This window comes from Martelella alba, assembly GCF_006516955.1.
In the GTDB taxonomy this organism is placed as follows: domain Bacteria; phylum Pseudomonadota; class Alphaproteobacteria; order Rhizobiales; family Rhizobiaceae; genus Martelella; species Martelella alba.
In genome coordinates this window covers 204,802-218,892 of the sequence record NZ_VHLG01000003.1, presented here as the reverse complement: position 1 = coordinate 218,892, position 14,091 = coordinate 204,802, and the positions used below count along the sequence as shown (strand labels likewise).

Annotated in this window: 13 protein-coding genes; 2 read left to right on the top strand and 11 right to left on the bottom strand. The window is 58.6% G+C overall.

Annotated elements, in window-relative coordinates; genetic code table 11:
• Positions 1-9 precede the first annotated feature (9 nt).
• From FJU08_RS07435 to FJU08_RS07415, 5 genes are all read right to left on the bottom strand, one after another.
• On the bottom strand, positions 10-1,017 hold the full coding sequence (locus tag FJU08_RS07435) for an ABC transporter ATP-binding protein (RefSeq protein ID WP_141148345.1): 1,008 nt from the start codon (positions 1,015-1,017) through the stop codon (positions 10-12).
• Positions 1,014-2,027: an ABC transporter ATP-binding protein gene (locus FJU08_RS07430; protein ID WP_210245203.1), complete on the bottom strand. Its 1,014-nt coding sequence runs from the start codon at positions 2,025-2,027 to the stop codon at positions 1,014-1,016. The genes FJU08_RS07435 and FJU08_RS07430 overlap by 4 nt, the downstream gene beginning before the upstream one ends.
• Before the next feature lie 8 nt (positions 2,028-2,035).
• A complete protein-coding gene (locus FJU08_RS07425; protein WP_141148344.1) occupies positions 2,036-2,917 on the bottom strand; it encodes an ABC transporter permease in 882 nt (293 codons plus the stop codon).
• Positions 2,918-2,930: 13 nt separating this feature from the next.
• Positions 2,931-3,938, bottom strand: coding sequence for an ABC transporter permease (locus FJU08_RS07420; protein ID WP_141148343.1), 1,008 nt, complete (start codon positions 3,936-3,938; stop codon positions 2,931-2,933).
• 114 nt (positions 3,939-4,052) lie between these two features.
• Positions 4,053-5,663 (bottom strand): ABC transporter substrate-binding protein, encoded by a 1,611-nt coding sequence (locus FJU08_RS07415; protein WP_141148342.1) that lies wholly within the window; start codon positions 5,661-5,663, stop codon positions 4,053-4,055.
• Between the two features lie 571 nt (positions 5,664-6,234).
• Here FJU08_RS07415 and FJU08_RS07410 point away from each other — a divergent pair.
• Both FJU08_RS07410 and FJU08_RS07405 read left to right on the top strand, forming a co-directional pair.
• The gene (locus FJU08_RS07410; protein ID WP_141148341.1) at positions 6,235-7,296 is read left to right on the top strand and encodes an Ldh family oxidoreductase; all 1,062 of its coding nucleotides are present in this window, start codon (positions 6,235-6,237) and stop codon (positions 7,294-7,296) included.
• A 216-nt stretch (positions 7,297-7,512) separates the two neighbouring features.
• Positions 7,513-8,070 carry a helix-turn-helix domain-containing protein gene (locus FJU08_RS07405; protein WP_235890620.1) on the top strand — a complete coding sequence of 186 codons (558 nt, stop codon included), beginning with the start codon at positions 7,513-7,515 and terminating at the stop codon, positions 8,068-8,070.
• A gap of 12 nt (positions 8,071-8,082) precedes the next feature.
• Here the strand turns inward: FJU08_RS07405 and FJU08_RS07400 are convergent, their stop codons facing one another.
• The 6 genes from FJU08_RS07400 to FJU08_RS07375 form a co-directional block, all read right to left on the bottom strand.
• Positions 8,083-9,153: an alcohol dehydrogenase gene (locus FJU08_RS07400; RefSeq protein WP_141148339.1), complete on the bottom strand. Its 1,071-nt coding sequence runs from the start codon at positions 9,151-9,153 to the stop codon at positions 8,083-8,085.
• Between the two features lie 16 nt (positions 9,154-9,169).
• Positions 9,170-10,669, bottom strand: coding sequence for an aldehyde dehydrogenase family protein (locus FJU08_RS07395; RefSeq protein ID WP_141148338.1), 1,500 nt, complete (start codon positions 10,667-10,669; stop codon positions 9,170-9,172).
• Positions 10,670-10,758: 89 nt separating this feature from the next.
• Positions 10,759-11,058 carry a putative quinol monooxygenase gene (locus FJU08_RS07390; protein WP_141148337.1) on the bottom strand — a complete coding sequence of 100 codons (300 nt, stop codon included), beginning with the start codon at positions 11,056-11,058 and terminating at the stop codon, positions 10,759-10,761.
• Positions 11,058-12,572: an amidase gene (locus FJU08_RS07385; protein ID WP_141148336.1), complete on the bottom strand. Its 1,515-nt coding sequence runs from the start codon at positions 12,570-12,572 to the stop codon at positions 11,058-11,060. The genes FJU08_RS07390 and FJU08_RS07385 overlap by 1 nt, the downstream gene beginning before the upstream one ends.
• A gap of 94 nt (positions 12,573-12,666) precedes the next feature.
• Positions 12,667-13,365: an ATP-binding cassette domain-containing protein gene (locus FJU08_RS07380; RefSeq protein ID WP_141148335.1), complete on the bottom strand. Its 699-nt coding sequence runs from the start codon at positions 13,363-13,365 to the stop codon at positions 12,667-12,669.
• Positions 13,362-14,090: an ATP-binding cassette domain-containing protein gene (locus tag FJU08_RS07375; protein ID WP_141148334.1), complete on the bottom strand. Its 729-nt coding sequence runs from the start codon at positions 14,088-14,090 to the stop codon at positions 13,362-13,364. Before FJU08_RS07375 ends, FJU08_RS07380 begins: the two co-directional genes overlap by 4 nt.
• Position 14,091 lies beyond the last annotated feature (1 nt).

The window sequence follows — 14,091 nt, the reverse complement described above, 5'->3', positions numbered from 1 at the left end:
TGGCTGTTGTCAGACCGTCACCGGTTCCGGGTTCCATTCGCCGTCCACATGCTCGCGCTGGAAACGGATGCAGCGGGTAAAGTGTCCCGGCTTGACTTCCTTCAGCTCTGTCGGTTCCCTGGAACATTCCGGTCGGGCGAAGGGGCAGCGCGAAACCAGACGGCATTGCGGTTTGGGATCGATCGGCGAGCTTGGTTCACCGGTCAGATTGATACGCTCTTTAGCCTCGAGCGGGTGTTCGATCGGCGTCGCCGAGACCAGACCGCGCGTATAGGGATGGAAGCTTCTGGTCAGCACATCCTCGGTCGGCCCGGCCTCGACCACCTGACCGAGATACATCACCATCACCCGCTTCGCGATCAGCCGGACGACGGCAAGATCATGCGAGATGAACAGGTAGGCAAGGTTGAACTGCTCCTGCAGATCCATCAGCAGGTTGAGGATCTGCGCCTCGACCGAGACATCCAGCGCCGATGTCGGCTCATCAAGAACCACCAGCGCCGGATTGGTGGCAAGCGCACGGGCAATACCGACACGCTGCTGCTGACCGCCGGAAATCTGATGCGCATAGCGTTCGGCGTGATCACGCCTGAGGCCGACAAGTTCGAACAGTTCTGCAACTTTCGCATCGATCTGCTTCGGCGGCACGGTCGCATGCAGCAGCAACGGTTCGCCGACCAGCTTGCCGACCCTGTGACGTGGTGTCAGTGAGGCAAGTGGATCCTGGAACACCATCTGCATACGGGCACGCAGCGCCGGAAGTTCTGTTTCCGACACGTTGAGCAGATCGGTATCTTCAAATTCGATCGAGCCGCTATCGGGTTCTTCAAGCCTTAAGACACAGCGCCCGACCGTCGATTTTCCCGAGCCGCTTTCACCGACAAGCGCGACCGTTTCACCGGCATGGATGGTGAAGTTGACATCTTCCGCAGCGACAAGCGTTCCCTTGGCAAACATGCCCTTCTTCACCGGATAGGTCTTGCCGAGGTTCTGAACAGTCAGGATCGGACGGGTCATGCGATTTCCTTCCAGCGATGGCAGGCGATCTTGCGACTGCCGTCATCTTCCACCGGCGGTCTGGCCGTGGCGCAGATATCGGCAGCAAAGGGACAGCGGGTGCGGAATGCACAGCCGGAGGGACGGTTCAACAGATCAGGGACCTGGCCAGGAATGGTCTGAAGCCGCCTTTCGCCCGAGGCATGCGCGGCGCGGGCGGCAAGAAGCCCCTTTGTATAGGGGTGCCGCGGAGCATCGAAAAGATCGACAACCGGCGCCTCCTCGACCACACTTCCGGCATACATCACCGCAACGCGGTCGCAGAGTTCAGCAACAACGCCGAGATTATGGGTAATGACGATCTGGGCCAGGCCGGTCTCATCGCGCAACTGCTTCAGCAGACGGATGATCTGATACTGGATCGTGACATCCAGCGCCGTGGTCGGCTCGTCGGCGATCAGAAGATGCGGCCGCGAGGCCAGCGCCAGAGCGATCATGATACGCTGCGCCATACCGCCGGAGACCTGATGCGGATAGCGTTTCAGGATCGAGGCCGGATCGCCAAGACCGACGCTTGAAAGCAATTCCATGGCGCGCCTGTCAGCCTCTTTCGGCTTCAGCCCCTCATGCACCTTCAGGACTTCACGCATGGTGCGGCCGATCTTGAAGACCGGGTTGAGCGAGGAGCGCGGGTTCTGGAAAATCATCGCGATCTCGCTGCCGCGGATATGGCGCATCTGATCCTTGTTCAGCGCCAAAAGGTCCTGATTGCGGAAGATAACACTGCCTTCAGTCACCCGGCCCGGCTTGCTCAAAAGACGGATGATCGACATGGCGGTGACGGATTTGCCCGAGCCGCTTTCGCCGACGACACCGAGGATCTCGCCGGAGTGGATCGCGAGGTTCACGTCTTCCAGGATCCGTGCCGTACCGGCCGGCGCATCGAAGGCGACATGCAGGCCCTTGACGTCAAGCAAAGGTTCGGCGCCGGTCTGGCTGTCATGCGGGGTTGCTGTCTCTTGCATGGTCATGGTGTCTGTCATCGTGATTTCGGATCCAGCAGGTCCTGCAGGCCATCGCCGATCAGGTTGAAACCCATGACGGTGATGAAGATGGCAAGGCCCGGGAAGAAGGAGATCCACCACTGGCCGGAAATGATCTGCGGCACGCCGAGGCTGATCATCAGCCCCCATTCGGGCATCGGCAGGCGCACGCCAAGGCCGATGAAGCTCAGGCCTGCCGCATCCAGAATGGCCCAGCCGAACTGCAGCGTCGCCTGGACGAAGATCGGCGCCAGCGAATTGGGCAGCAAATGCCAGTAGAGAATACGCCAGCGCGAAGCACCGACACCGCGGGCCGCCTGTGCATAGACAGAGGAACGGATCACCAGAAAGCGCGCACGCATCAACCGCGCATAGACCGGTACATTGACGAAGGCGATGGCAATGATGAGGTTTGGAATGCTCGGCCCGAGCACACCGGCAATCGCCATGGCGAGGATGAAGCCGGGAAAGGCGGCAATGATATCCATCAGGCGCATCAGCACCTCGTCGAGCTTGCCGCCGAAATAGCCGGCAAAGGCACCGACCGGACAACCGACCAGAATGCCGACAATCACCGCACCAATGCCGATGCCAAGGTCGATGCGTGCGCCGTAAAGCACGCGGGAGAAGATATCCTCGCCAAAGGTGCCGGTTCCGAACAGATGGGTCAGCGATGGCGGTTGCATGCGGTCGGCAGGGTTCAGCGCGTAGGGGTCATAGGGCGCGATCACCGGCGCCAGAAGACCGGCAATCAGAATGACGAAGACAATCGCCATACCAAGCGCCGTGATCGGATTGCGCCGGCACCAGCGCAGGGTTTTAGACAGGGCGCCGGGACCTGTTTTAGGGGCGGTCACATTGTTAGATGTCGCATTCATTGGCCGTGTTCCCTCAAAGGCGGACGCGCGGGTCGAGCGCAACATAGAGCACGTCGACGATCAGGAAAATCAGCACATAAAGGGCGGTGGAATAGAGAATGAAGCCCTGAATGGCGGGGTAATCGCTGGAGGTGATCGCGGTGAAGACGTAACGGCCGAGACCTGGCCAGGCAAAGACATTTTCGATCAGCACGACACCGCCAAGCATGTAGCCATAGACGATTGCCGTCATCGTCATCAGCGGCAGGATGGCATTGCGGAAAGCGTGGCGCATGATCACCGATTTTTCGCTGAGACCAAGGGCGCGGGCGGCACGGGCATAATCGGAATCAAGCGCCTCAATCATGCCGGAGCGGGTCATGCGGGCAAGCGGTGCCATGGCGGCAAAGCCAAGCACGGCCGCAGGCAGGATCAGCGAGGAAAAGGCCGACTTGAAGGCATCCCAGTTGCCGGTCAAAAGCGAATCCACCGTATAGAGCCCGGTAATGGTCGGCGGCGCAAAAACGTAGAGCGAGATGCGTCCCTGCGGCGGGGGCATCCAGTGCAGCTTGAAATAGAACAGATAGATCCCGAGCAGGCCGAGCCAGAAGACCGGCATACCAACGCCGACAACGGCCAGCACCCGGGCAATGTGATCAACCCAGCTATTGCGCCAGACAGCGGCGGCGATGCCGAGCGGCAGCGACAGCACGAGCGCGATGATCATGGCGAAAAGCGTCAGTTCGAAGGTCGGCATGAAGCGCGATGTCAGATCGGAGAGAACCGGCTGGCTGGTGACAAAACTGTCGGAAAGATCACCATGCAGAACATTGTTGATGTAATGCACATATTGCAGCCAGATCGGGTCATTCAGCCCTTCACGCTCGGCAACCTGGGCACGCATTTCCTCCGTCGCCATGGGACTGACCATCAGATCAATCGGATTGCCCGGCACAATCCGGGTGAGGCCGAAGGTGATCATGGTGACGCCGAGCAGGACCGGGATCAAAAGCAAAAGTCTGCGTGCGATATAGATGAGCACGAAGCACCTCACGAAGGTCTGATTTCGAAGCGGGCTGCATGTTGCGAGCTGCCCGCCCGGATCAAAATTCTGGAAGACAGCCGGCGGCACGCAGCCGCCGGCATGAGCGACAGACTATTCCTTGTAGATGTACTTGAACCGCATGTAGTTATCGGACGAGTAGTAGACGTAACCCTTCACATTCGAACGGGTGGCCACAATCTTCTGTGGCTGATCAAGGAAGATCCACGGCGCATCGTCGATAATTTCCTTCTGGGCCTCAACGGCTGCAGCGTCACGCGCCTCGATATCGGTGCTGAGCGTATATTTGTCGATCGCAGCCGCAAGATCGGGGTTCTTGTAATTGGCGTAATTGCAGCAGCTGGAATTGAACAGCCAGTAGAGGTGGTAATAGGGATCGTTGTTGATCGAGGTCCAGCCTGACGAATAGAAGAAGCCAAGCGTGTGCTTCTGCAGCTGTTCGGTGAAGGCGGCACCCGGCATTTCCTGAATGGTGACCTTGATACCGGCCTGGGCCAGTGACTGCTGCGCATAGACGGCAGCCTCCTTGGCCTGCTGAAGCCCCGAGGGGATCTGCAGCGTGGTCTCGAAACCATCCGGGAAACCAGCTTCCGTCAGCAGCTCCTTGGCCTTGGCCGGATCGTTCTTGTATTTGAAGAACTCATCCGTATGGGTCGGCGTGCCGTCCGGAATCGGGCTGGTCAGCTGAATGGCATAGCCATTCATGACCTGATCGATCATCGTGTCATAGGGGAAGGCATAGGAGACGGCCTGACGAACAAGCTTGTTGTCGAAAGGTGCGACGTCGTTATTCATGCCGAGATAGCCGACAGTACGGGTGGTATCGGCATGAACGGTGATATCGGGATTGTCTTCCAGCGACTTGATGTCGGTTGTCGGCAGATCATAGGCGATATCGACCGAACCGCTCAGAAGCTGTGCCAGGCGGCTCGACGGATCAGGAATGATCTTGAAGATGATGCGCTGGATCTTCGGAGCCTCACCCCAGTAATTGTCATTGCGATCCAGAACCCAGCTGTCACCCGGAGTCCATTGGGCAAGCTTGTAGGGGCCCTGCTCGGAACCTTCGGTGTGGGTCTTCAGCCATTCATGTGCATAAGGATCATCGGCCGTCATATGCGGTTCAACGACCTTCGGATTGAGGATCGAATGACCGAACTGGGCCATATTGCCAAGCAGAAGCGTGTTCGGCGTATCGACGTCAAACTCCACCGTCAAAGGGTCGATGACCTTGACATGATCCTTGTCCGGCACGGCTGCCATTTTTGTCAGCGCTGCCGTCACGCCACCCTGATCGAAGATACGGTCATAGGTGAACTTGATGGCCGCGGCATCCAGAGGATCACCGTTGGAGAATTTCATGCCATCACGCAGATGGAAGGTCAGAACCTTGCCGTCATCGCTCCAGTCGAAGCTTTCCGCCAGACCGCCGACGAACGCACTCGGATCCGATGTAATCGTACCATCGGCATCGGTGGTCTTGTAGTCGATCAGCCAGTCATAGACATTGGTCAGCATTTCCTGGGTGATGATGTCGCCGCTGGACAGCGTCGGATCGAGGTTCTGAATGTCACTCGGAACGGCCACGACGAGAATGTTCGGGTTCGATTGTGCAAGCGCGGCCTGTGCCACACCCAGTGACAGAGCCGCTGTCAACGCGGCAACGACCGGCCGCAACAGGGGAAGCTTATTGGTCAAGGTCACGAAATTATCTCCGTTTATTATTGGACCGCTACCGTTTTCAGCGACAGCGGGCTGTTCCCATTTCGGATGAGCTAATTAATTTCCTATACAACATTAGCCTATCTTGTAAGCCTGTCAACTGGAAGACACAGCCTCTGCCCATGAGCGACTTCTTGCAACAAAGCGCAGCCTGAATTAAAAAACAGAGCAAAAAACTGCACAGATGCGCATCTTGTAAAATCGCCACTTGAAGCGTCAAAATTACATATACACCTGATATTTATTCTTTTTATCCAGACATAACCCGGCACCACCACAGGACTTGATCAACGGAAACCCTGTTAAAAAAACTCATGATCCAAAACAGGGCTTCATCAGCGACCCGGCACCAGCACCAGCAAACCAACGGCACCAGGCATATTGCCATAAGTTGAATATCATTGTTCGAACTAAATATTTTTATCATTTATTTTCAATGATATATACGAATATCTGCGCTTTCGGTTTGGACCGGACCAGCCCTTGCAAAGGGATAGAATATCCGTTATCAATTCCTATAGGAAATATTTTTACGATAGGTAGTGAAGACAATATGGCCGGCAGCAAAATAGAGGACCCAACGCGGCAGCCCGTCTCGTTTGATGCGTTGAAGGATCTGCTGGAAGCGGTCTTTTCGAAGGCCGGGGCCGCGCCAAATGTCGCCCGGATCCTCGCGGCCAATTGCGCAGGCTGCGAGCGTGATGGTGCGCTGTCCCACGGGATTTTCCGTATCCCGGGCTATTTGAAGTCGATTGAAAGTGGCTGGGTTGATCCGGCCGCAACGCCGGTGGTCGAGCTTGCCGGTGACAGTTTCATCCGCGTCGACGCCGCCAATGGCTTTGCCCAGCCCGCTGTCGCTGCAGCCATGCCACTGGTGATCGAAAAGGCCAGGCAGAATGGCGTTGCCCTGCTTGCGGTGCGCAATTCACATCATTTCAGCGCACTCTGGCCGGATGTCGAACCGTTTGCACAGGACGGCCTGCTGGCGCTTTCCATGGTCAACAGCTTCCCCTGTGCCGTTGCTTTCGGCGCACATGAGCCCGTTTTCGGCACCAACCCCATTTCCTTTGCGGCTCCCTGCGCGGGTTCAGAACCGATTGTCGCGGATCTGGCCACCAGCGCCATTGCCAATGGCGATGTGCAGATCGCTGCACGTGAGGGCAAGGCGCTGCCGCCGGATCACGGCGTTGACCGCAATGGCCAGCCGACCACCGACCCGAAGGCCGTGCTGGATGGCGGTGCTCTTTTGACCTTTGGTGGCTATAAGGGCGCCGCGATTTCGATGATGATCGAGCTTTTCTGCGCGGCACTGACGGGCGGAAAATTTTCCTTCGAGGTCGACTGGTCCGCCTATCCCGGCGCGGAAACACCGCATACCGGACAGCTGATCATCGTCATTGACCCCGATTCGGGCCGGTCTTCATCAAGCTTTGCAGCACGGGCGCGGCAATTTGTCGAACGGCTGGAAGCAGCAGGCGCATCACGCCTGCCCGGAGAACGACGCTATCGCAATCGCGAACAGTCTATTGAAAAGGGCATTCTCATAAGAAACACTGATCTTCAGCGGTTGAGGCAGCTTGCCGATGGAGAAGCGGTCGGAGCAATTCTGCCCTGACGGGCGGTCGTGAATTGCACTGCGAAACGGACCAGATCATGCGGTAGGCAGTCGCTTCGTTCCAAAAGGATGAGCCTGCGATGATCGGAAACGGAATTGAACAATGCGCAAGCGCAGGTTATTGCGGTGTGAAACGACAAGTTGAAAGGTCTTGATATGGGTGAAAACGGGGGGCAGGGTCGCAGGCATTCGAGGCATTCTGATCAGGCATTGGCCATGACGGTACGTCAGCTGCGTCAGGATGAGGGATTAAGCATGGCGGAACTGGCAGAGAAAAGCGGGCTCGCACCCTCTACGCTCTCGAAAATCGAGAACGGCCAGATGTCGCCGACCTATGAGACCATCCTGTCGCTCGCAGCCGGCCTTGGTGTCGACGTTTCCGAACTTTTCGCCCATAAGCCCAGTGCGCCGATCTCCGGCCGCCGCGCCATTACCCGTAAAGATGGCGGCGCGAAAATGGAAACACAGCACTATGAATATGAGCTGCTCTGTGCCGATATCGCCAACAAGAAGCTCGTCCCCCTGCTGACCAAGGTGAATGCCCGCTCGGTCGAGGAATTCGTCCCCTTCTCCACCCATGCAGGCGAGGAATTCATCTATGTTCTCGATGGCAGGCTGACCCTGTTCACAGAGCTCTACGCGCCTTCAGAACTGGAGGCCGGTGACAGCTGCTATTTCGACAGCATGATGGGCCACGCGCTGGTCAGTACATCGGAGCAGCCGGCAACCATCCTGTGGGTTTGCTCCAATGTCGTCAGCCCCTTGCGCGGCTGACAGCTTTCTGCCTCACACAGTTTCCGGCGAAAGCACGATCCGCCCGACGACCTGCCTCTGCTTCAATCGTGTAAGCGAGTCGCAAAGGCAGGACATTTCCCGACGCCAGACTGGCATCGCCTCAAGCCTTCCCTCGCGTGCCAGAGCGACCAGCGCCTCCAGCTCGCCCAGCGAGCCCGTATAGGTGCCGATCAGCGACAGCGCCTTGAACGGCAGGGTCGGCAGCGGCAGCGGGATACGCCCGCCCTGAAGGCCGATCAGCACGATCTTCGCACCCTTCATCACACTGTCGATGGCAAGGTTCATCGTTGCCGGAAGGCCGACCGTATCGAGCACACCATAAAGACTATCCTCGCTGGCTTCTCTCAAGGTTGCCGACACATCAACCGCATCCTGCGTATTGACGACGGCACTGGCGCCGAGTTCCTGCGCCACCGTCAACCTGTCATCAGACACATCGCAGACAATGATCTTCTCAAGCCCAAGCGCCTTTGCCACGGCCACCGCCATCAAACCAAGTCCCCCTGCCCCGATAATGGCGATGCTGCTTTCCGGCTTCACCGGCATCAATTGCCGGAGCGCGCTGAAAACGGTGAGCCCGGAACAGGCCAGCGTGCTTGCCCAGGCAGGATCGATACCGCCAATGTCAACGAGATAGCGGCCTTCCGGCACGATGACATGGCGCGCATAGCCGCCCTGCGCGAAAATGCCGAGCGTGCCCGGCGTTTCGCAATGGTTCTCAAACCCGGCACGACAGGATCGGCAGCGCCCGCAGCCGATCCACGGATAGACAAGACGCCGCGCACCGATGAGCGACGGATCGGCATCGGGTCCGGCGGCAACAACGCGACCAACGATCTCATGTCCCATGGTCAGCGGAATCGGCATGCTGCTTTCGGCGAAATCGATCCGCTCGCCATCACCCAAATCCTGATAGCCCTCCATGATATAAACATCCGAATGGCAGACACCGGCAAACTCGACCTCTAGAACGAGTTCGCGCCCTTCCGGCATACGCAGCTCATGGGTGACAGGTTCCGGCTCCGTGCCGTAGCAGCGCAGTTGATAGCTTTTTGTTTTCACGGTTTTCACCCTGTTCCTACAGCGCAACGCCAATGGATTTCACTTCGGTGTAAAGCAGGATCGCCTCACGCCCCTGTTCGCGGCCCCAGCCGGACTGTTTGAAGCCGCCAAAGGGCAGGGCCGGATCGATGACATGATGGGTGTTGATGCCGATCGTGCCAGCCTTCAGCCTGGCGGCCGTTCTGTGCGCACGGCTGACATCGCGGGTGAAGATGCTGCCGGCCAGGCCGTAAATCGTGTCATTTGCCTTTTTCAGCACAACATCGATACCATCATCATCAAAGGTCGATACAACCAGAACCGGCCCGAAAATTTCCTCGCGCACCACGGACATGTCCTCGGTGGTATCGGTGAGGATCGTCGGAGCGATGAAATAGCCCTCCTCGCCGACACGGCCGCCACCGCAATAAAGCGTGGCGCCTTCCTTCATGCCCGCAGCGATATAGGCTTTGACGCGTTCGAACTGCTCTTCGGAGACCAGGGGGCCAATCTGGGTTGCCGGATCAAGACCGACGCCCACGACGAGCGATTGCGCAAAGCTTTTCAGGCCCTCAAGAACCGTTTCGGCAATATCCTTGTGCAAATAGAGCCGCGTTCCGGCCGAGCAGGTCTGGCCCATATTGTAGAAAATGCCGTAACCGACGGCAGGGATGACAATATCCGGGTCAGCATCAGCAAAGACAATCATCGGCGATTTGCCGCCAAGTTCCAGCGAAACCTTCTTCAGATTGCCCCTTGCTGCATCAAGGATCTTGCGGCCAACCTCGGTTGAACCGGTAAAGGCGATCTTGTCGACATCCGGATGGGCGGCAAGCGCTGCACCGGCGGTTTCGCCATAGCCGGTCACGACATTGAGGACGCCCGGCGGGAAGCCCGCCTCTTCGGCAAGTTCGGCAAGCCGCAGTGCTGTCAGCGGTGTCTGCTCGGCCGGCTTCAGCACCACGGTGCAGCCGCAGGCAAGCGCCGGCGCGATTTTCCATACCGCCATCATCAGCGAGAAATTCCACGGCACGATCTGACCGCAAACGCCGACTGGCTGGCGCAGCGTATAGGCATGAAACGGAGCCCCGGCGGAAAGCTGGATCGTCTCGCCGCAGATCTTCGTGCTCCAGCCTGCCATATAGCGCAGCAGATCATAGCAGAAGGCAACATCGCCGTTGCGGGCGTCCCCCACCGGCTTGCCATTGTCAAGCGCCTCAAGCTCGGACAGTTCATCGGCATGTTCTTCCACCAGATCACCGAGTCTCCAGACCAGCTTTCCGCGCTGAGCCGGTGTCATCTCAGCCCATGGCCCCGCCTCAAAGGCCCGCCTTGCGGCGTGAACGGCGCGATCGATATCCTCCGCCTCCCCTGCCGGAACCGCGTCAAATTGCAGACCCGTTGCCGGGTCGACAACCGCAATCGTGCCGCCGCCTGCAGCTGGCTGCCATTGACCGTCAATATAGAGTTTCTTGTCCTGCGCGACGAAGCGGGCGGCAGCCGCGCCGAGCCGGTTGAGTGTGACCGGTTTCTTCATGATCGGATGTCTCTCTGATGACTGTTTTTGTCCGCCGCAAGCGTCGCGGCATGCAATGGGCCGCTGGCGAAACCCGCCAGCGGCATTGTTCAGGGCTTGAAGGAAAGTTCATTCGCCGTGATCAGCGTCACCGGGCCATCAAGGATCGGCTCGGCGATCGCGAAAAACCGCGCAACCGCCTCCGAACCATTATGCCGGTCCATCGCCTCACGGTCGGCAAAGCGTTCATAAGTGGTGAACACGCACGGATCTTCAGCATCCTGCGCAACGAAGAAGCCTCGAGTCGCCGGCTCATTATCCCGCACATGCCCGGCAACAGCGAGCAATGCGTCGCGCATTGTCGTCACGGCCTCTTTCCTGGCCCGGATGATCGCGGTGATGGTGATCATCAGAAGTGCTTCCAGTCACCGTCCGCCTCAAAGGCGCTGGCGGCCTGATAGATGGTCTTCTCGGCATAGTCCCGGCCGATCAGCATCAGGCCGACAGGCAGACCGTCGGACAAGCCGCAGGGAATGGACATGGCCGGATGGCCAGTCACATCGAAGGGGCACGTCGTCGCTGTCATCTCGAAAGCGCGGGTGATGATCTCTTCAAGCGGAGCATCCTTGCCCGGAAGCGGTGTCGCAACGCAGGGCAACGTCGGCATCAGCAGGAGGTCATAATCGCCGAAAACGCGGTCATAGGCTGCCTTGGCAGCAATCGCGATATTGCGGGCCTTGGCGTGATAGCGGCCACGATAATGCGAAAGCCCCCATTGACCGACAAGCATGGTCAGCTTCATCGTCTCAGACAGGTCATCCGCCTTTTCACGCCATGCCGAATGGGCATCCAGCAGGCCGACATCATAAAGTCCCTTCCAGTTGAAGCCCATCCCATTGCCGTGCATCATCTGGGCAACGAAGCCTTCGAGCGTGATCGGGTTCCAGGCGGCAAGGGCGATATTATGTTCCGGGATCGAGATCTCAGAGACCTCGGCACCGAGAGCAGCGAGACGATCGGCACCTGCACGAACCTTTTCATCGACGCCATCCTGAAGGTTCGCCACGGCAAACCCTTCCTTCAGCAGACCGATCTTGAGGCCCTTCACGCCCTTGCCGAGCGCTTCGGTATAGGCAGAGACCTGAGGTGCATACTGGCGCGGATCAAGCCCGTCGGCACCCGCCAGCACTTCGAGAAGCAACGCATTATCGGCAACATTTGCCGCGATCGGACCGGTATGGTCGATCGTGCTTTCGATCGGCATGACACCGGTATAGGGCACCAGGCCATGGGTCGGCTTCATGCCATATGTCCCGCAATAGGAAGACGGAATACGGATTGAGCCGCCCTGATCACCGCCGATCGCCATATCGACTTCACCTGCGGAAACCAACGCGGCGCTGCCGGAGGACGAGCCGCCAGCGGAATAGCCGTGACGATAGGGATTGTGAACCGGGCCCGGATCGGACGTGTGGCTGCCGCCGGAAAGGCAGAACTGCTCGCAGACGGCCTTGCCGGCAATGGTGGCGCCGGCATCAAGCATACGGGTGACAATGGTCGCATCAGCCACCGGAATAAAGCCTTCCAGCGTTGTCGAGCCATTCATCATCGGAACGCCGGCGAGCGCAACATTATCCTTCAGGACAACGGTTTTTCCGGCAAGCTTGCCGTCTGCCGCGCCCTTGACCTCGCTCCTGATCGCCCAGGCGCCATACTGGTTTTCATCCGGCGACGGCTTGGCGCCGGGGGTGCGGGGATAGGTGACCGGCGGTGTCGGGTTCGGCAGCGCGTCGATCACATCATAGGCATCCAGCATGCCGCCCATCAGCGACTGATATGCCGTCGCTTCTTCCAGCGACATTTTCATGTAAAGCTGCGATGCCAGTTCGACGACATCGGCAGGCGTTGGGCGAGTGATAGACATAGGTCATCCTTTCCTGTGAAGACAAGATTGCAAAAGAACGGTTTTTGGGTGCGTGGCGCTTGCCGGCGCGAAGTCCCGCAAGCGCGGCTTACTGCTAGATCAGCATGTCAAATGCTCCGGCATGGATCCGGTCCCGATCGAGTTCGCCGGTGATCCGGCCCTTCTGGATATTGAGCACGCGATCCGACAACGCGGTGATGAATTCCAGATTCTGCTCGACGACGATCAGCGACAGGCCCCAGCGATCTTTCAGCGCCAGAAGCGTTTCGATGATCTCCTCGATGATCGACGGCTGAATACCCTCGGTCGGCTCATCCAGCAGGATGAGACGCGGCTTTGTGCACAGGCATCGTGCCAGCGCCAGCAATTGCTGTTCACCGCCGGAAAGCGCGCCGCCGCGCCGATCAAGAAGCCGCTTCAGCCGGGGAAAGTCCTCCAGCACCGCATCGATGACGGAAAGGTCTTCTCTGGGAGCTGCGGCAAGGCCCATGCGCAGATTTTCCAGCACACTCAGCGCCGGAAAGATCTCGCGGCCCTGAGGCACAAGGCCCAGCCCGTTGCGGGCACGCTCGAAAGGCTTTGCCGCGGTAATATCGCGACCGCCAAACACCACCTTGCCGCCAGTTGCGGGCAAATGCCCCATCAGTGTCCGCATCAGCGTTGTCTTGCCCATGCCGTTATGGCCGAGAATACCGAGATATTCGCCCTGTCTCATGGTCAGGCTGACGCCCGCCAGGATCGGAATGCGCCCATAACCGGAGCGCAGGTCGGTGACGGTGAGAAAATCGCTCATGCGACCTCCTTTTTGCCAAGATAGACGTCACGCACACGCTGGTCGGCCAGCACACGCTCCACCGTATCCTCCATCAGCACACGGCCCTGATGAAAGACAGTGACGGTCTTGGCAATCTGCTTGATGAATTCCATATCGTGCTCGACGACGATGATGGCACGGGACTTGTTGATGTCGCGGATGATCTTCGCCGTCAGCGCCGTTTCCTCATCCGTCATGCCGGCGGCCGGTTCATCAAGCAGGATCAGCTCTGGCTCGCCGGCCAGCACCATGCCGATCTCCACCCACTGACGCTGACCATGGGACAGCGTATCGACCGTCTTGTCGGCCATGGCTTCAAGGCGGATCAGGCTCAAAACCTCGTCAACTGCCGAGACGAGCCTTGACGGAATGGCCTTGCGCCTCGCCGCAAGCCAGATGTTCTCGCGCACAGACAGCGCGTTGAAAACATTCGGCACCTGCGTCTTGATGCCGATTCCCATGCGGGCAATTTCATGCGGCAATTTTCCGGCAATGGGCTGTCCGCGAAAGGCGATCGTGCCGGAGGTCGGCTTCTGCTGGCCGGTCAGCGATTTGAAGAAGGTGCTCTTTCCCGCACCGTTCGGCCCGATCAGGCAGCGCAGTTCCATCTCCTCAAGCGTGAAGCTGATATCGTCATTGGCGACAACGCCGCCAAAGCGCATGGTCAGATGTTCGGTTTGCAGCAATGGTACAAGTTCAGACATG